The sequence below is a fragment of the Yersinia alsatica genome (assembly GCF_902170305.1).
Lineage (GTDB): Bacteria > Pseudomonadota > Gammaproteobacteria > Enterobacterales > Enterobacteriaceae > Yersinia > Yersinia alsatica.
The window spans coordinates 80,110-106,572 of record NZ_CABHWW010000024.1; the positions used below are offsets into that span (position 1 = coordinate 80,110).

Genomic DNA, 26,463 nt, shown 5'->3' on the forward strand with positions numbered 1-26,463 from the left:
ACGGAATGTACATGACAGCCGCGAGCACTGCGCAATCCCTGAATGGCAAAGCGCAGTAGCCGTCAACAACTCAAAAACTAAGGGCGATAGACTTTCACGTTAGAATACCCTTGCTCGCGCAGATACAGTGCCTGCAAACGGCTCATCACCCCGCGATCGCAATACAGCAGGTAAGTCTTGCTCTGATCCAAATCGGCAAATTGCGTGCTCAGTTTATAGAAAGGCAAAGGGCGAACTTCAACACGGTCTAATTTCAGCGGCTTTTCATCTTGTTCATCGGGTGCACGGATATCCAGTAGCACATCGGTATCTGCCAACTCTGCAACCGTTTCAACTTCAATGACTTGCTCGCGACTTTGCTCGGCGATTTCACGAATATCGACGTTTTTAGCTTCACTGACCACGCGGTCCAGAATAGAGAAATCAAAATGAGATTCCTCTTCTTCAATTTTGGCTTTAACCGCCTTCACCGTCGGGCTTTTTGAGATCACGCCACAATATTCTGGCATGGTTTTCGCAAAATCTTCGGTACCAATTTCCCGCGCCAAATTAATAATGTGTTCTTTATCATGCGAAATAAGTGGGCGCAGAATCAGGGTGTCAGAAGCATTATCAATTAAGCGCAAATTAGTCAGTGTCTGACTGGAAACCTGCCCCAGAGCTTCACCAGTAACCAAAGCCTGCACACCATAGCGCTCAGCAACCTGAGACGCCGCACGCACCATCATGCGTTTCAAGACCACGCCCATCTGGCCGTCTTCGACTTTCTCAAGGATCTCGCCAACCACTGGCTCAAAATCAATGGCAACAAAACGCACTCGATGGGAGCTACCAAAACGATTCCACAGATAATGCGCCACTTGTTTCACGCCAATTTCATGGGCGGAGCCACCAAGATTGAAGAAGCAATAGTGCACACGGCAACCACGACGCATCAGCATATAACTGGATACACCGGAGTCAAAACCACCGGAAATCAGAGATAAAACATCTTCTTGCGTGCCGATCGGGAAACCACCTAACCCTTCATGGCGAGCTTTGATCAGTGTCAGTTTATCTTGATCAATTTCCAGATGAACGGTCACTTGTGGGTGGTTCAGTTTAACTTTGGCACTTTCAATATGTTGATTCAGGCCGCCACCGACATATCGCTCAACATCGCCAGAAGAAAACTCATGTTTACCACGGCGTTTCACACGCACACAGAAAGTTTTCCCGACCAGTGTTTCACGGTAAGCTTCCAGCGTTTGCTCAAAAATATTGTGCATATCGGTGTAGCTGCGATCTTCCACTTCGAGAATATGGTGAATCCCCGGCACGCGGGTCAGCGCATCACAAATCTGTGGGCCAAGATTGTCATCTTTGGTGCGGATTTCAATATGATCCCAATGACGGACCACCGCAAGGGTGTCATCCTCAAGGTTTTTCAGTACGTTGCGAATGTTGGTTGTGAGGATCTTAATGAAGCGCAATCGCACAGATTGACTCTTGATGGTGATTTCTGGGAACAATTTAATGATAAACTTCATGGCGGTCTTTAGTTGTCTGGTTATGGAGTGATGGCGTCGCTATCGATTAGCAACAGTCAAAGGTGTTAGCGAAAACATGCAAGCCGTGGAGTATATCACTATATGAGGTGCCGCTGCGTACTAAAAACCAGACTTAAACGCCACGATTTCCCCTGCATTATCCGCTAGAATAGCCGGTAATAAGTTTCAGACCTGAAAAGTTGCTTTCAGCAAGCAGGAAGACATTACGCGCCATCAAGGTTACGTTTCATAAAAGATATCGAGTCAAATAAAAACTATGCCGAAAAAAGCCGCATCACCCGAAACCAAAGCCGCCAGTTTTGAGACATCGCTCAGTGAACTGGAACAGATTGTTACTCGCCTGGAGTCAGGTGAACTCCCGCTGGAAGAAGCATTAAACGAGTTTGAGCGCGGTGTACAGTTGGCACGCCTTGGGCAACAAACCTTGCTGCAAGCCGAACAGCGTGTTCAAGTTCTTCTGAGTGATGATGCCGACGCCCCATTAGTTCCTTTTACTCCGGATGCTGAGTAGCCTTATGTCTAACGCCCACTCAACTGTTGATTTCAGCCAGCAACTTACTGCACACCAGCAACGAGTTAATCAGGCCATACTGGACTTTATCGCCCCCCTTCCCTTTGGGAACAGTGATTTAGTCAAAGCCATGCGCTATGGTGCTGTGCTCGGCGGTAAACGGCTACGCCCGTATCTGGTTTATGCCACCGGCCAAATGTTTGGTTTGTCGCTGGCTAATTTGGATGCTCCAGCAGCGGCAATTGAATGTATCCATGCTTATTCATTAATGCATGATGATTTGCCGGCAATGGATGACGACGATTTACGTCGTGGGCAGCCAACTTGCCATGTGAAGTTTGGCGAAGCCAATGCCATTTTGGCGGGTGACGCGCTACAAACTTTGGCTTTCTCTATACTGTCAGAAGCCCCAATGCCCGACGTGGCAGATAAAGATCGCCTGTCAATGATTGCCGAATTAGCCTATGCCAGTGGTGTCGCCGGGATGTGTGGCGGTCAGGCATTGGATTTGGAAGCCGAGGCACGCCAAATTTCACTGGCTGATCTCGAGCAGATCCACCGCCACAAAACCGGTGCGTTGATCCGCGCCGCTGTTCGCCTTGGCGCACTGGCTGCAGGAACTCCTGGGCGTGAAGCATTGCCATTGCTTGACTGTTACGCTGATGCCATCGGTCTGGCCTTTCAGGTACAGGACGATATTTTAGATGTTATCGGCGATACCGCTACAATTGGTAAACGCCAGGGTTCAGATCAGCAACTGGGAAAAAGTACCTATCCCGCACTTTTGGGATTGGATTGCGCCAAAGCTAAAGCCATGGATCTTTATCAGGAAGCCATTAGCGCCCTGAATGCGTTGTCAGAGCAATCCTATAACATAGCGCCGCTGCAGGCGTTAGCCTGTTTTATTATTGAGCGCGATAACTAGAAATATACTGGCAGTCCGTGAATGCCTACTTACCATTTTTGATATGAGCATCGAATGAGTCTTGATATAGCCAAATACCCGACATTGGCACTTGCGGAGAATCCTGAAGAACTGCGCATGTTGCCGAAAGAAAGTCTGCCGAAGTTATGTGATGAACTCCGGCAGTATTTGCTCGCCTCTGTCAGCCGATCCAGTGGGCATTTTGCCTCCGGGCTAGGTGTGGTCGAGCTCACTGTCGCGTTGCATTACGTCTACAACACCCCATTTGATCATCTGGTGTGGGACGTGGGCCATCAGGCTTATCCGCACAAAATATTAACGGGTCGCCGCGAGCAAATTGGCACTATTCGCCAAAAAGATGGTTTGCATCCTTTCCCGTGGCGCGGTGAAAGTGAATATGACGTGCTTTCTGTCGGTCACTCCTCAACCTCCATCAGTGCGGGTTTGGGGATGGCGGTTGCTGCTGAACGTGAAGGTAAAGGGCGGCGTACCGTGTGTGTCATTGGTGACGGGGCAATTACTGCCGGTATGGCTTTCGAGGCGATGAATCATGCGGGTGATATTCATTCCGACATGCTGGTTATCCTCAATGATAACGAAATGTCTATATCAGAAAACGTAGGCGGCCTGAACAACCATTTGGCTCAGTTATTATCTGGCAAGCTCTACGCTAGCCTGCGTGAAGGGGGTAAAAAAGCATTCTCCGGTTTACCGCCAATTAAAGATTTGCTGAAACGTACTGAAGAACACCTTAAAGGCATGGTCGTGCCTAGCACCTTATTTGAAGAGTTGGGTTTCAATTATATTGGCCCGATTGATGGTCACGATGTGCAGGCATTGACGCAAACATTGAAAAATATGCGCGACCTGAAAGGCCCGCAACTGTTGCATATCATGACCAAAAAGGGCAAAGGCTACGCCCCGGCAGAAAAAGATCCGATCGGCTGGCATGCGGTGCCTAAATTTGATCCGGCCTCCGGCACATTACCGAAGAGTCAGGGCAACTTGCCGACTTACTCCAAAATTTTTGGTGAATGGTTATGTGAAACTGCCGCTAAAGACAGCCAATTAATGGCCGTTACCCCGGCCATGCGTGAAGGCTCCGGTATGGTGCGCTTCTCGCGCGAATACCCGCAGCAGTATTTTGATGTTGCGATAGCGGAACAGCACGCTGTCACTTTTGCAGCAGGCTTGGCTATTGGTGGCTATAAACCTGTCGTGGCGATCTATTCGACTTTCCTACAGCGAGCTTACGACCAGTTGATTCATGATGTTGCCATCCAGAATCTGCCGGTATTATTCGCTATTGACCGTGGTGGTTTGGTGGGTGCCGATGGTCAAACCCATCAGGGCGCGTTCGATCTTTCATTCATGCGCTGCATTCCTAATATGGTCATCATGGCTCCAAGTGATGAGAACGAATGCCGCCAAATGCTACACACCGGTTATCACCACAATGGGCCAGCAGCAGTGCGCTACCCACGAGGCAATGGCACCGGGGCAGTACTGGAGCCATTAGAGATCTTGCCTATCGGTAAAGGAATTGTGCGCCGTGAAGGTGAAAAAGTTGCCATTTTGTGCTTCGGTACGTTATTGGCCCAAGCACAGATTGTCGCCGATAACCTTAATGCCACGTTGGTAGATATGCGTTTCGTCAAACCATTGGATGAAGAGCTAATATTAGAGATGGCAGCCAGCCACGAAGTTTTAGTCACGCTGGAAGAAAATGCCATTATGGGCGGTGCGGGCAGTGGTGTGAATGAGTTGCTGATGGCAAAACGACAGTTAGTCCCAGTGCTCAACCTTGGTTTACCTGACCACTTTATTCCGCAAGGTGAACAAGATGAAATGCGGGCTGAATTTGGTTTGGATGCCGCAGGTATACAGCGCCAGATTGAAGCATGGCTGGCGTGATAACTCAATTTAAGGCATAACCACGCGGTTATGCCTTTATTCTATTCAGCACCGCCAACTCCCCCTGCAACTTGGAAGATGGTAAGCGAAATAATCCTGATGAGCTGATATAAGTCAGTGATTCGGGTTATTAAGCGCAGCCAACACACCTGTAACTTGAAAGATGACCGCACAGATACCCTATAGATTTCAAGGTACAGGAAGGCGGCAAGCGAGATAATCCTGATGAGCTTACATCAGTAAGTGATTCGGGTTATTAAGCGCAGCCAACACACCTGTAACTTGAAAGATGACGGGTATCAGTAAAACAAATCTATTGGCCAATAATGCCCAATAACAAAAATAATCGCGGCAGCAATTACACCAGCGATAATATCATCAATCATTATCCCCATGCCGCCATGGACATTGCGGTCAAACCAGCGAATCGGCCAAGGCTTCCAGATATCAAAAATACGGAATGCCACAAAACCGGCGGCGACCCATTGCCAATCATTCACTGGCAAGGCCATCAAGGTAATCCACATTCCGACAAATTCGTCCCACACGATACTGCCGTGGTCATGAACTCGCATATCTTTGGCAGTACGATGACAGATATAGACACCGATACAGATGCTAAACATCACTGCCAGAGAATAAACTTGCCAGGGTAACTGAATTAATAACAGCCAGAATGGGATAGCAGCAATCGACCCCATGGTGCCCGGAGCCCACGGAGACAACCCGCTGCCAAAGCCGGTTGCCAACAAGTGCCAGGGGTTAGATAGCCGCAGACGACGTTTGGCTTCATCCATGGGATTTACCTACTGAGAAATGGTCAAAACCCTGAAAATCCAACTCAACAGCTTTACCTTCGCGGAAAAACTTGAGCCCTTCCGACTGCGGGCCAATCTGGCCAATACAAGTATAACCAGCGCCGGTGTTACTCAGTGCGACTTCCAGAGCACCGCGGTTTATCTCCGGTACAGTGAAGCACAGTTCATAATCTTCACCGCCACTCAATGCCCAGCGCAGGGCTTGTTCAGCATCCACCTGCCGTGTTAATGCATCAGAATAGGGTAATTCATCCAGTTCAATGCGTGCCCCACAATGACTGACTTTCAAAATGTGTTGCAGATCAGAAATCAGCCCGTCCGAAATATCAATCGCGGAACTGGCAAGATCACGTAATGCTTGCCCCTGCAATATGCGTGGCTGTGGTCGTAAATGGCGATGAATTAACGCCGCACGGTCTGATTCATTATCAACCCGCAGTTCATCTTGCAAGATAGCCAAACCAGCAGCGCTGTCCCCCAAAGTGCCGGTGACATAAATCCAGTCACCAATCCGCGCCCCTGCACGAGTCAATGCCCGCCCTTCTGGTACTAAGCCCTGAATAGTTAATGTCAGACTCAGTGGCCCACGCGTGGTATCGCCACCAATCAATTGCATACCGTAATAATTCAGTTGATCAAACAAGCTGTCGCTGAATTTTTGCAACCAATCTTCATTAACATTAGGGAGAGTCAGTGCGAGAGATAACCAAGCAGGATCGGCACCCATTGCAGCTAAATCGCTAAGGTTTACCGCTAAAGATTTGTAACCAAGATCAGCCGGATCAATATCCGGAAGGAAATGAATACCGGACACCAGTGTATCTGTACTGATGGCCAACAGCTGTTTATCTGCCACTGTAAGAAGTGCGCAGTCATCTCCAATACCCAACTCTACATCCCGGCGATTACTTCTGAACCGGTCAAAGTAGCGGGCAATGAGGTCAAATTCGCCACATGCCATAATACAATTCCAGAAATGTTTGCCGATACATGATTAAGGCCGGAAACCGGCCTTAATTCAAACTACTTCAGGTATAGCCCAAATAGCTTCAAGTTGCAGGGAGCTAATAGTCCTGTAGCTTCAAGTACCAAGGTGTATAACAAGATTATTTTTTCTTACGTACCATCGGAGCTATCTTATCGAGCACTCCGTTGACGAACTTATGGCTATCTTCCGCACCGAAAGTTTTGGCGAGTTCGATCGCTTCATTGATTGCCACTTTATAAGGGACATCATTGCGTTTGCTCAGTTCAAACAGAGCAATACGCAGAACCGCTCTTTCAACCTGGCCTAATTCTTCGAGCTGGCGGGAAAGAACTGGCGCCATCAACGCATCCAGAGATGCAGCATTAACAGCAACCCCAGACAGCAATTCGCGAAAATAGGCGATGTCTACGTCTTTGACATCCTGCTCCGACAGGAACTGTAATTCAACATCAGCGATGTCGTTTTTAGACAACTGCCAAGAGTAAAGCGCTTGAACAGCGCACTCACGAGCGCGGCGACGAGCAGCAGGTTTCACGGAATTCCCCTTAACTTAACTAAATTCAGCCTTTAATAGCTTTGATTACATTAATCATTTCAAGCGCGGTCAGGGCAGCTTCTGCACCTTTATTACCCGCTTTAGTACCGGCACGCTCAATTGCTTGCTCAATACTCTCTGTGGTCAGCACACCGAAAGCGACTGGGATATCACTGTTCATGGCAACACTTGATAGACCAGAACTTGCTTCACCAGCAACATACTCAAAGTGCGCAGTGCCCCCACGGATAACTGTACCTAGCGCAATTACCGCATCGTAACGATTTGTTTTTGCTAACACATTGGCAACCAGCGGCAACTCATAGGCACCCGGCACCCAAACAACAGTAATGTTGTCGTCCGAGACTTGGCCAATGCGCTTAAGGGCATCAATGGCACCCTCCAGCAGGCTGTCGTTGATAAAGTTGTTAAAACGCGCAATTGCAATCGCCACGCGGGCATTAGGAGTAGCAACAACACCTTCGATAACGTTCATAGCTTTCCTCAATATGGGTTCATACCCCGCAGGGGGGCGGATTCTATCATATTCTTTCGTGCCCCGCCCCTGCGCATTTGTAAAACGCGGGCAAGGCTGTGATTGGGCTTTGGGGATCTCAGCCGAATAATGTCATTAATACTTCGGTTTCAAACGCAAGCGGAGATCTGGCCCCACCCGACGCACATCACTGAATTCAAATTCTGGGGCTTGCGATAAATGGGTTAATCCTGCTAACTGGCACAAGCCACGAGCATCGCTACCTAATAGTTTTGGCGCGATATAAAGAATCAACTCATCAACCACACCCGCCTGCAACAATGCCCCGGCCAATTGCGGCCCAGCTTCAACCCACACCGAGTTAATTTGCCGTTTACCCAGTTGCATCATCAATAAAACCAAATCCACGCCATTGCCATGACGAGGTAACAAAAGTTGCTCGACGTTGGCAGGCCATGGCTGTTCATCCGCCTCAACCCGAGCCAACCAGCATGCACCCTCTTGCTGTATAACTTGGTGCTCGGGCGTCACACGGTTATGGCTATCAAGAATAATACGGGTCGGCTGGCGCAAGGTATCTTGGGAATACCGCGCTTGAGTCTCCGCATCTAGCTCCTGCCAGCGTACCGTCAGAGAAGGATCATCAGCCAGAACAGTGGCGCTGGTACTGAGGATCGCCGAGCTTTCGGCACGAAAACGCTGCACATCCTGGCGCGCCTGTGGCGAAGTAATCCACTGGCTTTCACCCGAGGCCATCGCCGTACGACCATCCAGCGATGCCGCCATTTTCAATTGCAAATAGGGAAAACCGGTGCGCATCCGTTTCAGGAAACCAAGATTAACGGCTTCGGCTTCAGCCAGCATCAGACCGTGATCAACTGCAATCCCTGCTTGCTTTAGCTTATATAATCCACGCCCGGCAACCTGAGGATTGGGGTCTTGCATGGCCGCGACCACACGAACCACTCCTGCCGCCACCAGTGCATCGGCACAAGGCGGCGTGCGCCCATGATGGCTACAGGGTTCAAGGGTGACATAGGCTGTAGCTCCCCGTGCTTTCTCACCCGCCATACGCAGCGCATGGACTTCCGCATGGGGTTCTCCGGCACGTAGGTGATAACCTTCGCCAACAATCTCGCCATCGCGCACCAGAACACACCCGACATTAGGGTTAGGCGACGTAGTAAAACGCCCCAACCGCGCCAATTCAAAGGCGCGGGCCATATAGAACTCATCGGGCTGCATGGTTTTCCTTACTTTTTATGCTGCAATACTGTGCTAAAAGCTTTACTGATACGCCGACTAATCCTGCAAACGGGCAATCTCTTCACCGAATTCGCGAATATCTTCAAAGCTGCGATAGACCGAGGCAAAGCGGATATAGGCAACTTTATCTAAGCGTTTCAATGCTTCCATCACCAAGTTACCCACCATTTTGGTCGGGACTTCGCGTTCGCCAGTGGCGCGCAGTTGGGATTTAATATGGCTGATGGCGGTTTCGACATCATCAGAACTGACAGGCCGTTTTTCTAATGCTTTTAGCATCCCGCGCCGTAATTTATCTTCATTGAATGGCTCGCGCACATCATCACTTTTAATGACGCGCGGGAGCACCAATTCAGCCACTTCAAAAGTGGTAAAGCGTTCATTACAATCTAAACACTGGCGGCGACGGCGCACTTGCGAACCATCGCTCACCAGACGGGAGTCAATGACTTTGGTATCCACAGCGGCACAAAACGGGCAATGCATAGCGCTTCCTGATTGGTGAGCTTAAACTTAGCCACAGTTTACCGCGAACTGCCGCGACAACAAAGGCCGGATCAGTCAGTGTTGTGTATCAAAGCGCTATTTGACGGTTCAGATAGGGTTGGCGCGGCTGCCTGCTCCCCAGACCACCAAGATTTAATCGCACCTTTACGATATTTCCATGCTTCTCCCCAACTGACATCGTGGCTATCCAGGTAAAAGTCTTTTTGGTAAACCAAGCCTGACATCGCATCAGTCAGTTGTTTGCTCATCTCACTTTTTTCCAACTTGGGTTTACACTTTATAAAGAGATAGAAGATACCGACACAACAGATTCCGATAGCAAGTACCGGGGCCAAAGCCGCACCGCCAATACCGGCAACCAGCACCCCCACAGAAAGCACCGCAGCTAAAGGAGCAACAACCTTAACTCTGGTTAAGAATTTATTAAAATTGATTGATTTTGATTGTTGCTTAAGATCAACACATTCCGATGCCACTGAATAGCAAAAGGCAAAAGTCACTTTTTTGGCCATATCTACCGAGAGCAGACGATTTGATATTAAATAATCTAATGTTTCAGCCTGTTTTTCTATTCGGTTAAGTCCCTCGTTAATTACTTGGTATTTATAGTTATTTAAAGCAGTTTTTTCATAGTTTTGATTGTTTAAATTTCTATTGAGTATCTCTCTTAACTTTCTTATCGTATCTATGGGTTTATCATTTTCCCCACCCAAATAAGTCTTCGTAGTTACATTTCCAATGATGTTCCCCCATTTAACATTTAACCACCGCTTAGCTGAAATAAACATCCCCTGTGGTTCGGTGTACAGGGAGGGATGAATATCAAAGGCAAGTGCCTGGTCGAAATAGTACTCTTGCAATTCTTTAAGGGAAGTACCTTTAGCCGGTAATGCAGGAAAGTCATTTAATTGAGTATTAACATATTTTAGATGCTTGCCAATAAAACCCATTAAATCACTTAAATGCGTTATTTTATCTCTTATCGACTCTTCTGTATCTTGATTTAAAGCCACATGCACATTATCCCCATTTAATAATGGCTGTAATTGCATGTGTGCGCCAAGACGAGACACTTTCAAATACTCAGCTATCTTTTCACTAAATGATCCATTCGACTTGTGCTTCTTTAGCAGTTCAGTCAGCATTAATGCTATCTTTTCGTTACTCTCAGGAAAATTTCTGATAATAATATTCCCATTACTCTCCAATTCAATTGATGCAGTGCTCCTGGGGGTTAAGTTTCTCAAATCAGATTTTATTTTCTTATAATGCTCTGGTTGTAGTAGAGATTTATTTTTATCTGGGCCATTTACATATTCATTGAGTATTTTCTGAAGTAACAGCCCATTGTCACAAGTTACCTCGCTGCCTTTAACATAAAAATCCTCTGGGTAACCACGCATTTTTCCAAACAGATCTTCGGCTTCTTTATTTTTAAAGAAATCAACTAATAAGTTAAATCGTGAACTTTGCGGTGACTGGCTAGTACTATTTTTTATTCTATTAACTTCTTGGCAAAAACGCTCTATTGTGTCGATACTTCCTGCTAGAGTAATATCTTTCTTACCGTTATAGGCATTAACAACTTTCTCGTTATACAGATTTATTAGTTGTTCAATCTTCGGTTCAGGAGCTAAAAAAGGATTGCCATGAGCTTCACTAGGCCTTACTGCAACTTGCCGTTGATTGGGCACAGTGGAGGCTGTTAATTCATCTGGCTTTAAATATATGGGCTCGGTTCTAGCAACTGTTGGTTGCGAGTTGAAATAATGAATATTATCTTGAGTAAAACATTTGTCATTTATTTCGTTTATAATCTGGTGTTCTTTATCAATTAGCTGGTAGAAAAAACTATTTTTTTTCTGCGTTCCTATGACGTCCCTAACATCGTCATGCTTAGCGAAATCAATTAATATAGGTTTAAGATTACTACGTGTTTTAGAATTTATACGGCCATAGACTTTATTAATTTCATGACAAAGTCCTTCTACAGTTAAAATATCACTTCCCAATTCAATATCTTTTCCCCCTTTATACTTTCCGATGACGTTAGTCCGGTACAACTCAAGCAATCTTTCAACCTCTGGGGGTATTTCATCAAATGGATTAGTCGACTCATTCACTGAACTTACTTCTCCTGCACCTTTATTACTCCAAGGTATTGGATAGAAGTGACCGTGAATTTCTTTTATTTCATATTTCTCATTAATTTTTGAAAATTCATCCTGCCGAATCATCTCAATGAAAGATGAACAGCCATTTTTACTTTTATTCCCCTCAAGATAAACATTGATGCTATTTATTAGATCATTTAAAGAAGAGCTATTTTTAATACTTTCAAAAAAATAGGGATATTTTTCTTTTTCGATGTATAAACTATTAACTATTTTTATCTTTATTTCATTAAATATATTATTGCAATCCTGTCCTTCTGACTCTGACATAATATAATCAACATGAATACTATCACTTGAATTAATTGATGATGTTCGCATTAAACCCCCTAACAAGAAAAAATTGAAGTATTGACTTCAAAAAAAATAACGATAGCGCCTGACTAATGTGATAACTATCAAATCAAAGCACTATTTTATAAAACAGTGTTATTTGATCTTTTATTTTCATTAAAAATTTATATTTATGATTTTAAAAAATACGACCACTAGGAGGATGGTTTGCCTCAATGCCATCAAAATAAGTTTAAACAAACTTTAAGAGTCAAAAATCAAGATAAAGTAATACGAGTCTTGTTACTGCGGGAGAGTGGCAGGGAAAATGACAAATGTAGCGGCAAAAAAAAGCCCTGATGCCACAATCGCGGTATCAGGGCTTACCTTAGACTAAGCTATCACGGCAGAATTGAAGGCTGATCAGCACCTTCTTTCTCAACTTTCTGCTGCAACATATGCTCACGTTTCATACCCAGCTTCAACGCCAGCGCAGACGCTACGTAGATGGATGAAACAGTACCGATGGAAACACCGATCAGCATCGTCAGTGAGAAGCCTTGCAGCATCGCACCACCGAAGATAAACAGCATCAATACCACCATCAGCGTGGTTGCAGATGTCATGATAGTACGGCTTAAAGTCTGGGTCAGGGACACGTTCATGATTTCATAAGGCGTACCGCGGCGAATCTTGCGGAAGTTCTCACGAATACGGTCCGAGACCACGATACTGTCGTTAAGTGAGTAACCAATAACCGACATCAATGAAGCGATGATGGTTAGGTCAATCTCAATATGGAATAACGACAAGATCCCCATGGTAATGACCACGTCATGTGCCAGAGCGATAACCGCCCCCAGCGCCAAACGCCATTCAAAACGGAAACCAACATAAACCAGAATACAGAGCAACGCGACTAACAGCGCCATACCACCCGCTTGAGCTAAATCACTGCCCACGCTTGGCCCGACGAATTCGATGCGTTTTACTGATGCATTCTTATCAACTGACTCATTGATGACTGAGATGACTTTGTTACCCAGCTCCTGCCCGGCAGTCCCGGTTGCAGGTGGCATACGTACCATTACATCTCGAGTGCTACCAAAGTTTTGCAGGATTGGCGATTCAAAGCCCGCTGCTTCCAGAGTGTCACGCAGTTGATCCAGATCCGCAGGTTTCTCCAGGTTAATTTCAATCACCGTACCACCGGTGAAATCCAGACCCCAGTTAAACCCTTTAGTAGACATCACCACAATGGATGCCACTAACAACAGCAGTGAGATGCCGAAAGCAACGTAATCCCAGCGCATAAAGTCATAGACTTTACGGCCATAGTTCAGTTGTTCAACAGTATAATCCTGTGCCACAACGTACTCCTCAAATAGACAGCTTGTTAATGCGCTTGCCGCCGTAAAGCAGGTTGACGATGGCACGAGTACCGACTATTGCGGTGAACATTGACGTTACAACACCGATTGCCGTTGTAATAGCAAAGCCTTTAATCGAACCGGTACCCACAGCATAAAGAATGATTGCTGTGATAAGTGTCGTTACGTTTGCATCGACGATACTTGAGAAGGCACCTTTGTACCCTTCATGAATCGCTTGCTGTATCGTCCGCCCGTTCCTGTACTCTTCTTTTATTCGCTCGTTAATCAGTACGTTAGCATCAACTGCTACCGCCAGCGTCAATACGATCCCGGCAATACCCGGCATGGTTAATGTCGCCCCCGGTAACAGGGACATCACACCCACGATCAACACGAGGTTAGCCAACAATGCAGTACTGGCAATCACACCAAACTTACGGTAGTAAATCACCATAAACAGGATAGAAACCGCCAAGCCCCACAAGCAAGCTTCCAAACCTTGAGCAATGTTCTGTGAACCCAAAGTTGGCCCGATGGTACGCTCTTCCACGATCTGGATTGGTGCAATCAATGCACCAGCACGCAGCAACAGGGAAAGCTGACGAGCTTCAGCTGGGTTATCAATACCAGTAATGCGGAAACTGTTACCTAAGCGAGACTGAATAGTCGCGACGTTGATAACTTCTTCTTGCTTAACCAGAATCGCCCGGCCATTGGCATCTTTCTTACCGCTGTCTTTATATTCTACGAACAAAGTCGCCATCGGCTTGCCGATATTGTCTTTGGTAAAATTAGACATCAATGAACCACCGGCACTGTCGAGCGAAATATTAACCTGAGCTTGGTTATATTCGTCGGTGCTGGAAGTTGAGTCGGTAATATGGTCACCAGTCAGGATCACGCGCTTGTACAAGACAACCGGACGACCTTCACGGGTATTTTTGACTTCAGAGTCACCCGGCACACGACCGGAAGCCGCCACAGAGGCATCAACATTGCTGTTTACCAGACGGAATTCTAGAGTTGCAGTCGCACCAAGAATTTCTTTAGCACGAGCGGTATCTTGAATACCCGGTAATTCAACCACAATACGATCTGAACCTTGGCGCTGAACCAACGGCTCGGCTACACCTAATTGGTTAACCCGGTTACGCAGAATAGTAATGTTTTGCTGAACAGCATATTCACGCGCTTCACGCAGACGGTCATCGCTCATCACAGCTTTTAATGTATTGCTGCCATTGGAGCCAATCACCAGATCACGGTGGCGAGAAGAGAGGTAGCTGATAGCGTCATCGCGCGTTTGATCATCGCGGAAACGCACTTCAACACCATAGTTGTCGAGTTTACGTACAGTGGCATACGGGATATTTTTCTCACGCAAATCGGTGCGCAGGGTATCCATCGTTTGCTCTTGCAGCTTGCTAAGTGCGGTATCCATATCCACTTCCATCAGGAAGTGCACACCACCACGCAGGTCAAGCCCAAGTTTCATCGGCTCTGCGCCTAATCTAGCAAGCCAAGAAGGCGTTGCTGGAGCCAGGTTCAAGGCGATTACGTATTGGTCCCCCATCGCAGCCATCAGTGCCTCACGGGCGCGCAGCTGGACGTCAGGATCTCTAAAGCGAGCCAAGATTGCACCGTTTTCCAGCGCAATAGACTTGCTCGCTATGTTGTCTTTTTCTAAAACGTCACGGACTTGGACCAGCGTTGTTTCACTGGCGGCGATTCCTCGCGCACCAGTGATTTGAACAGCCGGATCCTCACCATAAAGGTTGGGAAGTGCATATAGCAGACCGACGAAGATCACAACGATCAACATCAGATACTTCCACAAAGGATAACGGTTTAACACGGCAATTCCCTTCGGGAAAATCGAAAATTACAGAGCTTTCATTGTACCTTTCGGTAAAACGGCAGCAACGAAGTCACGTTTGATCATCACTTCAGTGGTGTCGTTCAGTGCGATTACGATATAACCCGTTTCCGCTACTTTAGTAACACGACCAAGCAAACCACCAGTGGTCAGCACTTCATCACCTTTACCAATAGAATCCATCAGTTTTTTGTGTTCTTTGGCACGTTTTTGCTGTGGACGCAGGATCATGAAGTAGAAAATCAGACCAAATACCACCAGCATAATCACCAGGGAGTACGGGCTGCTCTGAGCCGGAGCCCCAGCGGATGCGACAGCATCGGAAATGAAAAGACTCATTAAAATTCCCTCATTGTTATCAATATCAGTGTGAAATCAGTGCGATAGAATCAGTAACAGCAAATCGTAACTGCTCAATCTATAAATACAAAGACAATAATTTTAAAATCAAACGCTTAATTCTGAAGATAATAATGGTGGAACAGGTTTCCCTATTCGGCCATAGAAATCTTCGACGAAGTTCTCTAATTTACCCTCTTCAATAGCCTGACGTAAACCCGCCATTAAGCGTTGGTAGTAACGCAGGTTATGAATGGTATTTAGCCGTGCACCCAGTATTTCGTTGCAACGGTCGAGATGATGCAAGTAGGCACGACTATAATTGCGACAAGTGTAGCAATCACAGTGTTCGTCCAACGTTGCAGTATCACTCTTATGCTTGGCATTACGGATTTTTACTACACCGTCGGTGACAAACAGATGGCCGTTACGAGCGTTACGTGTCGGCATTACACAGTCAAACATGTCGATGCCACGACGCACACCTTCAACCAAATCCTCAGGTTTCCCCACGCCCATGAGGTAACGTGGTTTATCCGCTGGAATCTGCGGGCAAACATGCTCCAAAATACGATGCATATCTTCTTTTGGCTCACCTACCGCCAAGCCGCCCACAGCGTAACCATCAAAACCGATATCTACCAGCCCTTTTACTGACACATCTCGTAAATCTTCGTAAACGCCACCCTGAATAATACCGAACAAGGCATTTTTATTGTTCAGTTCATCAAAGCGTTGGCGACTACGGGCAGCCCAGCGCAGTGACATTTCCATCGAGCGCTTGGCATAAGCCCAGTCTGCAGGGTATGGGGTACATTCGTCAAAAATCATCACGATATCGGAGCCGAGATCGTACTGAATTTCCATCGATTTTTCTGGGCTAAGGAATACTTTATCGCCGTTGATAGGGTTCTGGAACGTCACCCCCTCTTCTTTGATTTTGCGCATCGCACCCAGACTGAATACCTGAAAGCCGCCTGAATCAGTCAGAATAGGGCCATGCCATTGCATAAAATCATGCAAGTCACCATGTAACTTCATGATTTCCTGGCCCGGACGCAACCAAAGGTGGAAGGTGTTGCCCAGCAAGATCTGTGCGCCCGTCTCTTTGACTTCTTCCGGTGTCATCCCTTTTACGGTGCCATAAGTACCCACTGGCATAAATGCCGGAGTCTCAACGACACCACGTTCGAATATCAGGCGACCACGACGAGCACGCCCGTCAGTTTTTTGTAATTCGTACTTCACATAACCTCCAGCATCGGAAAAACAGTCCAATGTTGTTTTGCCGGATCACACCGCGAGTGTGACCTAAAATTTACGGGTTGACCGTCTCTTCCGGTGCCCGTGGATTACGGCTGATGAACATTGCATCACCGTAACTGAAAAAGCGATATTGCTCTGCAACTGCCTGCTGATAAGCATTCATGGTATTTTTATAACCAGCGAAAGCAGAAACCAACATTATCAATGTTGATTCAGGCAAATGGAAGTTGGTGACCAAAGCATCCACGACCTGATAGTGATATCCCGGGTAAATAAAGATGCGAGTATCACCAAAGAAAGGGGAAATAAGGCCATTCTCGGTGGCCTTAGCGGCACTTTCCAATGAACGGACTGATGTGGTACCCACAGCGACCACACGATTACCACGAGCCTTACAGGCCAGAACTGCATCTACTACCTCTTGAGGCACTTCTGCATATTCGGAGTGCATAATATGCTCTTCAATGGTATCGACCCGCACTGGCTGGAATGTCCCGGCGCCAACATGCAAGGTGACAAAGGCCATCTCAATACCCTTCTCACGCAACGCTGCCAACAGCGGCTCATCAAAATGTAGCCCGGCGGTTGGTGCTGCGACGGCCCCTGGACGCTGGCTGTATACTGTCTGGTACAGTTCGCGATCAGCATCTTCATCAGGGCGATCAATATAAGGAGGCAAGGGCATATGACCGACCAGATTCAGGATGGTGAAAACATCCCGCTCATCGTCAAAACGTAGCTCAAATAAAGTGTCATGGCGCGCCACCATAGTCGCTCGGATGCTTTCATCATCCCCCAACAGCAACTCAGCACCGGGTTTAGGCGCTTTCGAGGCTTTTACATGGGCCAGCACGCGGCTATCATCCAGAACCCGCTCTACCAGCACTTCCAGCTTGCCACCACTGGCTTTACGACCAAACAGGCGCGCGGGAATAACCCGAGTATTATTGAATACCAGCAGATCGCCTGGCTCCAACTTATCCAGCAAATCGGTGAAAATACCGTGCGTTAACCTTCCCGTAGGGCCATCCAGCGATAATAAGCGGCAACCGCTACGCTGGGGCTGGGGGTAATGGGCAATCAGAGATTCCGGGAGCTCAAAAGAAAAATCGGCAACACGCATGGCTTTCCACTTCATAATATAAGGACAGACCCGGCCAACAAGAATGATGGGGCGGTTCATAAAAACAGGCCGCTAGTCTAGAGCCCCCAAGGGCAGGCTGCAACTTAAAGTAATAAAGGTATATACTCCGTTCATGAATTTTCTCGCTCACCTTCATCTCGCAACATTGGCTGACAGCTCTTTATTGGGCAATTTATTGGCCGACTTTGTCCGCGGTAATCCACAGGGTGAATATTCCCCTGACATTGTCGCTGGCATAATGATGCATCGTCGCGTTGATGTTATGACCGATACCTTGCCGTTGGTGAAAGAAGCCCGTGGCTATTTCAGCGCTGATTATCGTCGGGTGGCCCCTATTACTCTGGATGTTTTGTGGGATCATTTTCTTGCCCGCAACTGGGATAAACTGGTGCCTGGTTACTCTTTACCCGATTTTATTGAACACGCGCAACACCAAATTTTGCCGCATTTGCCGCAGACACCGGCGCGTTTCCAGAACCTAAATGCTTATCTGTGGCCTGAGCGTTGGCTGGAGCGCTACGCTGAGCTACCCTTTATAGCTGATGTGTTACAAGGTATGGCAAATCGACGACCTAAGCTGGCAGCCCTCGCGGGTTCTTTTCACGACATAGAACAACACTATCAGCCGCTAGAACAACTGTTCTGGGCATTTTATCCTGCCATGATGGTGCAGGCACAACACAAGCAGATATAGATTAAAACATTTTAGTTTGTGTGGCTATTAACGCTAAGTCACTTGCTCTTTCTGCAAGAATGGGTATCTTAGCAAGACTACGAAACTAAAATCGTTGTAACAATAGGTAAAAGCTATCACAGCAATCGGTATTTATCCCTTTATTCATTGAGCTTAAATACCTATGCTGTGCCGATACTTTTAAGACAACTGGTTAATCCATCCCTATTAACAGGAGTAATTTATGGTTCTGGTAACTCGTCAAGCCCCTGATTTTACAGCAGCTGCTGTTCTTGGTAGCGGCGAAATCGTTGAAAACTTCAACCTGAAAAAACACCTGAACGGCCGCCCTGCCGTCCTGTTCTTCTGGCCAATGGACTTCACTTTCGTTTGTCCTTCAGAGTTGATCGCTTTCGACCACCGTTACGAAGAATTCCAGAAACGTGGCGTTGAAGTTGTAGGTGTTTCTTTTGACTCCGAGTTTGTACACAACGCATGGCGTAAAACCCCAGTAGATAAAGGCGGTATTGGTGAAGTTAAATACCCAATGGTTGCTGATATCAAACGTGAAATTCAGAAAGCCTACGGTATTGAGCACCCAGATGCTGGCGTTGCACTGCGTGGTTCTTTCCTGATCGACAAAAACGGCGTAGTTCGTCACCAAGTGGTTAACGACCTGCCACTGGGCCGTAACATTGACGAAATGCTGCGTATGGTTGACGCGCTGCAATTCCACGAAGAACATGGTGATGTTTGCCCTGCTCAGTGGGAAAAAGGTAAAGCAGGTATGGGCGCATCTCCAGATGGCGTTGCTAAATATCTGTCAGAAAACGCCTCTAAACTGTAATAACAGTTTATGCCTCCCCTGATTTATTCGGGGGATATAAAGCCAGTCAGTTCTCGCTGACTGGCTTTTTTATTTTGATATAACTTAAGTTCATAAACATTAAAAATGGGTGCTTGAAAGCTGCAACTAACAATAAAATGGCTACCCTGACAACGAAGGGCGGGAATCACTCCCCGCCCAGTTGCCTTACCTTTCAGATTCGTAAGCTAAAATGGCCGCAACTTCCTTGTTTCCATCTTTTAGGCGTAATTCACACAGTGATTTATGCGTAATTAATGTAAATGCCAGAACTGTTATACAAACAATCAATAGGCACCAAACAAGCGTATTTTGTGGCAACATATCAAGCCTCCTTGCCTTGCCTTTCGGCGGGGAAAAGGCTACCGTAATACTGTCGGGTATTACAGAGAGCCTCGTATTAATTAGCATTGATACGGGGCTTTTCTCTGTCTACTCTCAACCTGAAATAAGCACCTAAAGCAGACAGCTTCAAGCACCCGCCACGAAGTCTATATAATTATTATTTCTAATCCTACCTTATCTTCCTTAAGCAGATCGCTTTATTTTCAATCAGTTGTTTTCATTTAATTTAATTTTCACTGAGCAAAAACCAACCTATTAGTTCGTACATAACTGACTCAACCACCTTCCGCCGCCAATTAATTAGCTGCCACAAATATTTATTCTGCTATTAATTATTACTGGTATGTGTTTTGCACATTCCATAAGCAGCACTTTTAAGCTGCCAGACAAAAATGACCGGGTAATCCCTGGCGGACAGGAAATAACAGGAGTCAGAATGCATTTAAAAAAATGGAACAAACCCTTGGCTATATTGGCTTTGTTGGTCAGTGGTACGCTACATGCGGCCTCAACACCGGCGGTAGAGGCAAAAAATGGCATGGTGGTAACCTCCCAGTATCTGGCTTCACAGGTTGGGACGGATATTTTAAAAATGGGTGGCAATGCGGTTGATGCTGCGGTGGCTGTGGGTTACGCACAGGCGGTGGTGAATCCCTGCTGCGGCAATATTGGCGGGGGAGGTTTTATGACCATTCACCTAGCCGATGGAACTGACACATTTATAAACTTCCGTGAAACTGCACCTGCCGCAGCCAGTGCTGATATGTATCTGGATAAAGAGGGCAAAGTCACCAAAGATGCCAGTTTATATGGCTATTTGGCCGCAGGCGTGCCGGGCACCGTGTTGGGTATGGACAGTGCCCAGCAGAAATACGGCAAATTGACACGTCAGCAAGTGATGGCTCCAGCAATCAAACTGGCCCGCGAGGGCTTTATATTGACTCGTGCCGATACTGACATTCTGGACACAACCGTCAAACGTTTCCGGCAAGACCCTGAATCTGCTCGAATTTTCCTGCGCCCAAATGGAGAAGCGCTGCAACCGGGAGATCGCCTGATTCAAGCGGATCTGGCAGAGACTCTGACGGCTATTTCTGAAAAAGGACCGGATGCTTTCTATCAGGGGAAAATACCGCAAGCAGTTGAAGCAGCGGCTAAAAAAGGCGGCGGCATTCTTACCGCAGCCGATTTCGCCAACTATAAAATCACCGAAACCGCCCCTATCACTTGCAGTTATCGTGGCTATAAATTCGTCTCTTCCCCGCCGCCTAGCTCGGGTGGGGTGACATTATGTGAAACATTAAATGTCCTTGAGGGCTATGACCTGAAAAGCATGGGCTTTAACTCTGCGGCTTACATTCATACGCTGACAGAGGCCATGCGCCATGCCTATATGGATCGCAATACTTTCCTCGGCGATCCGGAGTTTGTTAAGAACCCAATTGACCACCTGCTGAGCAAAAGTTATGCCGCTGATATTCGTAAGCAAATTGTCGCCAATAAAGCGACGCCATCAGTAGAAGTTCAGCCGGGTATGCAGCCGCATGAAAAACCGGAAACAACCCACTATTCGATTGTCGATCATGAAGGTAATGCCGTCTCTACCACCTACACAGTTAATGGCCGCTTTGGTGCTGTGGTGATTGCCCCCGGTACTGGCTTTTTCCTGAATGATGAAATGGATGACTTTACGGTCAAAGTCGGCGAGCAAAATATGTATGGTTTAGTTCAGGGAGCAACCAACTCCATCGCCCCCGGTAAGCGCCCACTATCGTCGATGAGCCCAACGTTAGTGACCAAAGATGGTAAGACATTTATGGTTTTAGGGTCACCGGGTGGCTCGCGGATCATTACAATAACCCTGCAAACAGCATTGAACGTAATTGACCACGGTATGGCACCACAAGAGGCGGTGGATGCGCCACGTATCCATCATCAGTGGTTACCAGACGAGGTTTACTACGAGCAGCGCGGTGTTTCCGCAGATAGCCTTAATCTGCTGAAAACAATGGGATATAAAATGGTTGAGCAGAATCCATGGGGCGCTGCTGAGCTGATTTTAGTTGGTTTGGCTGGTGTTGAAGGGGTGAGTCCTGCTAACTCAGGGAATGATTCTGCCGTCTCCGGCAAAGTCCGTGAAGGCTATTTGTATGGAGCCAATGATGTCCGTCGCCCGGCTGGGGCTGCTATCGGTTACTAATATGTAAATTATGACTCATCCCCCATCAATGCATCGATGGGGGAATTTACCCGCAAATTATATCACCAAGGCAATGTGTGCCCCTGATAGTCAATAAAGCCATGCCCACCCTTACCGGAAGCGTGTTCAATTTGATCAACCACCCCTTTCACACTGGTAGCAATGGTCAATGGCGCGGCATCTCCTCCCATATCAGTTTTTACCCACCCCGGATGAATGGATAAAACGGTTAGCGATGGGTCGGCCACCTCGGCAACCAGATTACGCGTCATCATATTCAATGCAGCCTTACTTGCTGAATATAAAGGCTTATGACCGGAAGCATTATGATCAAGGCTACCTAATTGAGACGACATAAAGGCCAATACACTGTGGGTTGGATTACGTTGTGCTAGCAGAAGTTGGGCAATACGAATGGGTGAAACTGCATTCGTTTGGAACAATTCGAGGATCTCTTCTGGTTTAGCCTCAATCGCAGATTGATGCTCTGGCCCAGAAATGCCCGCATTAACAAATATCAGGTCAAACTTCTGGCCCTCAACTTGGGGTAAAAACTCTTTAATACTTTCAGGTTGATTGATATCTAATGTCAACCAGTGAGCCGCATGCGCGCTGGTATCTTTCGCTGCACCACGTGTTGTCGCAGTCACTGACCATCCACGGCGATTAAGTTCATCAACCAGACCCAGACCCAAGCCCCGTGAGGCTCCAATGATCAATGCCTGTCTTTTAGTTGTGCTCATATCATTTTCCCTTCGGTGAAGTTAGCTGGCAACAATTTCTACCTGTTATTACTCTCTACAACTGTCTTATATATAGTATCTCACCTAAAGGAAAAGCGGCGCTTGGCCGCTTTTAATATCTCGCACTTTGGTAACAGTTCTTAAGTTAGTGCTCACCAACCCCGCGCCACAATGTGACACTCTCGCCACACAGCTGCAAATGGATACCGCCGTCTGTGACATTCAGTTCAGATGAACCTTCAATGCGCTGCCATTGAGCAACATTAAGTAATGGCGAGCGCGGCAATAAAATATCGGTATCGCGGTTACGTTGTATGGCCACCATCACCCGCTCACGCTGATAGCTACGAATAAATATCAGAGAATCTCCATTGGCATGAATAACCTGACATCCTCCACGCCGCAGCGCCATACTTTTGTGTCGCAAGGCTGCCATTCGCTGGCACAGTTTCAGCAGGTCCTCTTGCCATAGCGCTTTATCCCACGGGAAAGGTTTACGGCAGTACGGGTCATTGCCGCCATCCAAGCCAATCTCATCGCCATAAAACAAGCAAGGCACACCAATCCAGCTAAACAACCATACTAGCGCCATTTGCATGCGGGCTTTATCACCATTGAGCAGCGTGATAAAACGGGCGGTATCATGGCTGTCTAACTGGTTAAATGCACGCAGCTGATGGCCATGAGGTAATCCAGCACGATATTCATCCATCCAATAGGCGCAATCTTCAGCCTGCAGTTTTATCGGATGATAGGCAACATCCTGACCAGCCAAGAAGCCGCGCACCGGCAAGGCAAAACCCATATAGTTCATTGCCGCATCTTCCACTCCGGCATGCAACCAGTTACGGGCATCACCAAAGTGTTCCCCCAACATATAAGCTTGAGGATTCTCTTCTTTCGCGGCCTGATAGATACCGGCCAGATGGCGCAAATTGCCTTTTGCTCCGCCCTCTTCCCCCAGCATATGCACCACATCCAGCCGCCAGCCATCAATGCTGTATGGCGGTTTTAACCAATGGCGAACCACACTATCTGCGCCACGATAAATTTGATTCACCACACCTTCATTGGCAAAGTTGAGTTTTGGTAAGCTGGCATTGCCTTTCCAATCCAGCGCCCGCCCATCGGGGAAGAAATTAAACCAACCGCGATAAGGCGAATCCTGATGGTGGCAAGCGCCATTCTCACCTTGCTGATGACGGTCAAACCAATGGTGGGAATCGCCGGTGTGATTAAACACGCCATCAAGAACTAACTTGATCCCGGCCTCACGCGTGGCATGGCGTAATTGTAGAAAAGCTGGCTCTCCCCCGAAATGAGGATCAACCTGGTAATAATCTTGTGTGTCATATTTATGGACACTGGGGGCGGTGAAAATCGGGTTCAGATACAGCGCAGTAACACCTAATTGCTGCAAGTACGGGATTTTTTGACTGATACCGGCCAAATCACCCCCATAGAAAGTCGAGGCCGCATTGGTATCATCCAGTGGCTGTTGCCATTCTCGGCGCGAGACGGAAACACCGGCGGCATGGTGGGTATAGCTGCCCTCCTGCACGCCATGTTCACCCTGACTACTGGCAAAACGGTCGGGGAATATCTGATAAAAAATCTGATCAGCGACCCAATCCGGGCCACTGTCAGGCAGATCGATGGCAAACTGGGCCAATTGCGCGGGCGGTACTTTTGAAAAGCCCAGCGGGCCGAACCACTGCTGGTCATCACTCCACAACAGTTTGAAGCAATAGCGCCGTGTCGGCTGGCCTTCGTGTAAAGCTAGTTTCGCGCGATAACACCAAAAGCCATCACGTTGCTGCCCCTTCATGCTAAGCAGCCACTCTTCGTTATCTGGCTCACAGCGTAAGAAAACTTGCTCGGGCAAATTGTCACCCAGCAACCACAAAGTAATGTGTAATGCATCGCCTCGCTGACGAACAAAAGGCGTAACCGGTAAATGCCAACCACTAAGCATAAAACTCTCCTGCTTTAACCAAAACCATTCCTGTTAAGGCTATCTGGTGCAGACATTAACGCCGCGACACATTCACCCGTAAAATAATTAATCGATATAAACAGTGCCATGTTATTGGATGCAGCCCATCATCTGTCGGCATAAATATCAGGGATGAGGCCGGGGGCGGAGAGAGATTGATTAGGATATCAGAGAGACAAAAACTACAGACTCAGTGAACTTTAAGGTGGCGGAAATAAGAAAAAGCCGGGAAATCTCCCGGCTTTAAATTGAGTTTAATTTAGTCTTACTCAGCTTCTTTCACGGCGATTGCTTGTTTCTTCTGATGACTGACTTTGAAGTAATAGCCCACCAGCAACACTACAATCCACACCAACCCGACATACAGTGAAATACGGGTGGTTGGGAACCAACCAATCAGGCCGATAATAAATACCAGGAAAATGATTGCCAGCACAGAGGTAAAAGTACCGCCGCGCAGCGGGAAATCCAGCGCCTTAATTTGATCTTTACTTAGCGAGCGACGGAAGCCAATCTGGGAGAACAGAATCATAATCCACACCCAGACAGTAGCAAAGGTCGCCAGCGAGGCGATAACCAAGAACACATTCTCTGGCATGATGTAATTGAGATAGACCGCAATCAACATGGCAAACATCATGACCAATACCGTGACCCACGGTACACCGCGCTTGGAGATGGCCGCAAAGACTTTTGGTGCATGGCCCTGCTCAGCCATCCCATTCAGCATGCGCCCAACACCGAACACATCACTGTTAATGGCAGATAACGAAGCGGTGATAACCACAAAGTTCAGGATACCCGCCGCCACGGTAATTCCCATGTGCTGGAAGGTCAGAACAAATGGGCTGCCGTTCGTGCCGACTTGGTTCCACGGATAAATAGACATGATGACAAACAGTGTGCCGACATAAAATACCAGAATACGCCACGGCACGGAGTTGATCGCTTTGGGAATGGATTTTTTCGGGTTTTCAGCTTCACCGGCAGTAATACCGATAATTTCAATACCGCCATAGGCAAACATTACCAGTTGCAATGACAGGATCATGCCAACAAAACCGTTACTGAAGAAGCCGCCGTTGGTCCATAGATTATGAATCCCGGTCGGCTGCCCGCCGTTGCCAATACCCCAAATAATGATGCCAACACCAGCCAGAATCATGATGATGATGGTGGCAACTTTAAAGAATGAGAACCAAAATTCCAGCTCACCGAATACTTTGACACTCATCATATTGATAGCACCAATAATAAGGACGACACTCAGGACCCATACCCAATGAGGCACATCTGGGAACCAGACCCCCATGTAGATACCGAAGGCAGTCACATCAGCAATAGCGACTATCAGGATCTCAAAACAATAGGTCCAACCGGTGATATAACCCGCCATTGGCCCAAGGTAATCTTGTGCATAACGAGAGAAAGAGCTGGCTTGCGGATTATTGACTGACATTTCGCCCAAAGCGCGCATGATGATGAATGCCACCACGCCACCAATAAGATATGCCAATAATACACTGGGCCCAGCCATTCTTATTGCATCAGCCGAACCATAGAATAAGCCGGTACCTATTGCAGACCCTAATGCCATAAAACGGATATGGCGTGTCGTCAGGCCGCGTTTCAGCTTATTTTTGACTGGTAATTCCATGAACATTGTCCCGTCTTTTTTCAGCAAAA

The 26,463-nt window shown here is 47.2% G+C and carries 23 protein-coding genes; 6 read left to right on the forward strand and 17 right to left on the reverse strand.

The window, feature by feature from the left end; genetic code table 11:
- Positions 1-77: 77 nt before the first annotated feature.
- Entirely contained in the window at positions 78-1,529 is a 1,452-nt protein-coding gene (gene thiI, locus FTA96_RS13420) for a tRNA uracil 4-sulfurtransferase ThiI (RefSeq protein WP_050108971.1), read from the reverse strand.
- A 277-nt stretch (positions 1,530-1,806) separates the two neighbouring features.
- Between thiI and xseB the strand changes: the two genes are divergently transcribed.
- The 3 genes from xseB to dxs are packed head-to-tail and all read left to right on the forward strand — an operon-like array spanning position 1,807 to position 4,900.
- Complete coding sequence (gene xseB, locus FTA96_RS13425) at positions 1,807-2,061, forward strand: exodeoxyribonuclease VII small subunit (protein WP_050108972.1); 255 nt, start codon at positions 1,807-1,809, stop codon at positions 2,059-2,061.
- A gap of 4 nt (positions 2,062-2,065) precedes the next feature.
- The gene (ispA, locus tag FTA96_RS13430) at positions 2,066-2,986 is read left to right on the forward strand and encodes a (2E,6E)-farnesyl diphosphate synthase (protein WP_050108973.1); all 921 of its coding nucleotides are present in this window, start codon (positions 2,066-2,068) and stop codon (positions 2,984-2,986) included.
- A gap of 54 nt (positions 2,987-3,040) precedes the next feature.
- Complete coding sequence (gene dxs, locus FTA96_RS13435; RefSeq protein ID WP_145574044.1) at positions 3,041-4,900, forward strand: 1-deoxy-D-xylulose-5-phosphate synthase; 1,860 nt, start codon at positions 3,041-3,043, stop codon at positions 4,898-4,900.
- A gap of 299 nt (positions 4,901-5,199) precedes the next feature.
- Here dxs and pgpA read toward each other — a convergent pair whose 3' ends face one another.
- The 12 genes from pgpA to queA form a co-directional block, all read right to left on the reverse strand.
- Positions 5,200-5,697, reverse strand: coding sequence for a phosphatidylglycerophosphatase A (pgpA, locus tag FTA96_RS13440; protein WP_050108975.1), 498 nt, complete (start codon positions 5,695-5,697; stop codon positions 5,200-5,202).
- Entirely contained in the window at positions 5,690-6,679 is a 990-nt protein-coding gene (gene thiL, locus FTA96_RS13445) for a thiamine-phosphate kinase (protein ID WP_050108976.1), read from the reverse strand. Before thiL ends, pgpA begins: the two co-directional genes overlap by 8 nt.
- A gap of 145 nt (positions 6,680-6,824) precedes the next feature.
- Entirely contained in the window at positions 6,825-7,241 is a 417-nt protein-coding gene (gene nusB, locus FTA96_RS13450) for a transcription antitermination factor NusB (protein ID WP_050108977.1), read from the reverse strand.
- A gap of 25 nt (positions 7,242-7,266) precedes the next feature.
- Positions 7,267-7,737 carry a 6,7-dimethyl-8-ribityllumazine synthase gene (gene ribH, locus FTA96_RS13455; protein ID WP_050108978.1) on the reverse strand — a complete coding sequence of 157 codons (471 nt, stop codon included), beginning with the start codon at positions 7,735-7,737 and terminating at the stop codon, positions 7,267-7,269.
- 135 nt (positions 7,738-7,872) lie between these two features.
- Positions 7,873-8,982: a bifunctional diaminohydroxyphosphoribosylaminopyrimidine deaminase/5-amino-6-(5-phosphoribosylamino)uracil reductase RibD gene (gene ribD / locus FTA96_RS13460; RefSeq protein WP_050108979.1), complete on the reverse strand. Its 1,110-nt coding sequence runs from the start codon at positions 8,980-8,982 to the stop codon at positions 7,873-7,875.
- A 57-nt stretch (positions 8,983-9,039) separates the two neighbouring features.
- Complete coding sequence (gene nrdR, locus FTA96_RS13465) at positions 9,040-9,489, reverse strand: transcriptional regulator NrdR (protein WP_004707531.1); 450 nt, start codon at positions 9,487-9,489, stop codon at positions 9,040-9,042.
- A gap of 71 nt (positions 9,490-9,560) precedes the next feature.
- Positions 9,561-12,005, reverse strand: coding sequence for an MFS transporter permease (locus FTA96_RS13470; RefSeq protein ID WP_235897492.1), 2,445 nt, complete (start codon positions 12,003-12,005; stop codon positions 9,561-9,563).
- 353 nt (positions 12,006-12,358) lie between these two features.
- Positions 12,359-13,327, reverse strand: a complete 969-nt coding sequence (gene secF / locus FTA96_RS13480) for a protein translocase subunit SecF (RefSeq protein WP_050108980.1) — start codon at positions 13,325-13,327, stop codon at positions 12,359-12,361.
- Positions 13,328-13,337: 10 nt separating this feature from the next.
- On the reverse strand, positions 13,338-15,185 hold the full coding sequence (gene secD / locus FTA96_RS13485) for a protein translocase subunit SecD (RefSeq protein ID WP_072077566.1): 1,848 nt from the start codon (positions 15,183-15,185) through the stop codon (positions 13,338-13,340).
- 27 nt (positions 15,186-15,212) lie between these two features.
- On the reverse strand, positions 15,213-15,545 hold the full coding sequence (gene yajC / locus FTA96_RS13490; RefSeq protein ID WP_005166605.1) for a preprotein translocase subunit YajC: 333 nt from the start codon (positions 15,543-15,545) through the stop codon (positions 15,213-15,215).
- A 108-nt stretch (positions 15,546-15,653) separates the two neighbouring features.
- Positions 15,654-16,793 carry a tRNA guanosine(34) transglycosylase Tgt gene (gene tgt, locus FTA96_RS13495; protein WP_145574046.1) on the reverse strand — a complete coding sequence of 380 codons (1,140 nt, stop codon included), beginning with the start codon at positions 16,791-16,793 and terminating at the stop codon, positions 15,654-15,656.
- Positions 16,794-16,863: 70 nt separating this feature from the next.
- Positions 16,864-17,934 carry a tRNA preQ1(34) S-adenosylmethionine ribosyltransferase-isomerase QueA gene (gene queA / locus FTA96_RS13500; protein WP_050109010.1) on the reverse strand — a complete coding sequence of 357 codons (1,071 nt, stop codon included), beginning with the start codon at positions 17,932-17,934 and terminating at the stop codon, positions 16,864-16,866.
- A gap of 133 nt (positions 17,935-18,067) precedes the next feature.
- Between queA and FTA96_RS13510 the strand changes: the two genes are divergently transcribed.
- Both FTA96_RS13510 and FTA96_RS13515 read left to right on the forward strand, forming a co-directional pair.
- Complete coding sequence (locus tag FTA96_RS13510) at positions 18,068-18,649, forward strand: acyl carrier protein phosphodiesterase (protein ID WP_050108983.1); 582 nt, start codon at positions 18,068-18,070, stop codon at positions 18,647-18,649.
- Between the two features lie 223 nt (positions 18,650-18,872).
- The gene (locus FTA96_RS13515) at positions 18,873-19,475 is read left to right on the forward strand and encodes a peroxiredoxin C (protein WP_004707520.1); all 603 of its coding nucleotides are present in this window, start codon (positions 18,873-18,875) and stop codon (positions 19,473-19,475) included.
- Positions 19,476-19,661: 186 nt separating this feature from the next.
- Here FTA96_RS13515 and FTA96_RS13520 read toward each other — a convergent pair whose 3' ends face one another.
- Positions 19,662-19,817: a type I toxin-antitoxin system Hok family toxin gene (locus FTA96_RS13520; protein ID WP_050099201.1), complete on the reverse strand. Its 156-nt coding sequence runs from the start codon at positions 19,815-19,817 to the stop codon at positions 19,662-19,664.
- Positions 19,818-20,274: 457 nt separating this feature from the next.
- On the opposite strand from FTA96_RS13520, the gene ggt reads away from it, so the two are divergent.
- Positions 20,275-22,038: a gamma-glutamyltransferase gene (gene ggt / locus FTA96_RS13525; RefSeq protein ID WP_050108984.1), complete on the forward strand. Its 1,764-nt coding sequence runs from the start codon at positions 20,275-20,277 to the stop codon at positions 22,036-22,038.
- Positions 22,039-22,100: 62 nt separating this feature from the next.
- On the opposite strand, the gene FTA96_RS13530 is transcribed toward ggt, so the two are convergent.
- From FTA96_RS13530 to proY, 3 genes are all read right to left on the reverse strand, one after another.
- Positions 22,101-22,781, reverse strand: a complete 681-nt coding sequence (locus FTA96_RS13530) for an SDR family oxidoreductase (RefSeq protein WP_050108985.1) — start codon at positions 22,779-22,781, stop codon at positions 22,101-22,103.
- A gap of 145 nt (positions 22,782-22,926) precedes the next feature.
- Entirely contained in the window at positions 22,927-24,756 is a 1,830-nt protein-coding gene (gene malZ, locus FTA96_RS13535) for a maltodextrin glucosidase (RefSeq protein WP_145574047.1), read from the reverse strand.
- Positions 24,757-25,042: 286 nt separating this feature from the next.
- Positions 25,043-26,434, reverse strand: coding sequence for a proline-specific permease ProY (proY, locus tag FTA96_RS13540; RefSeq protein WP_050108987.1), 1,392 nt, complete (start codon positions 26,432-26,434; stop codon positions 25,043-25,045).
- Between the last annotated feature and the right edge of the window lie 29 nt (positions 26,435-26,463).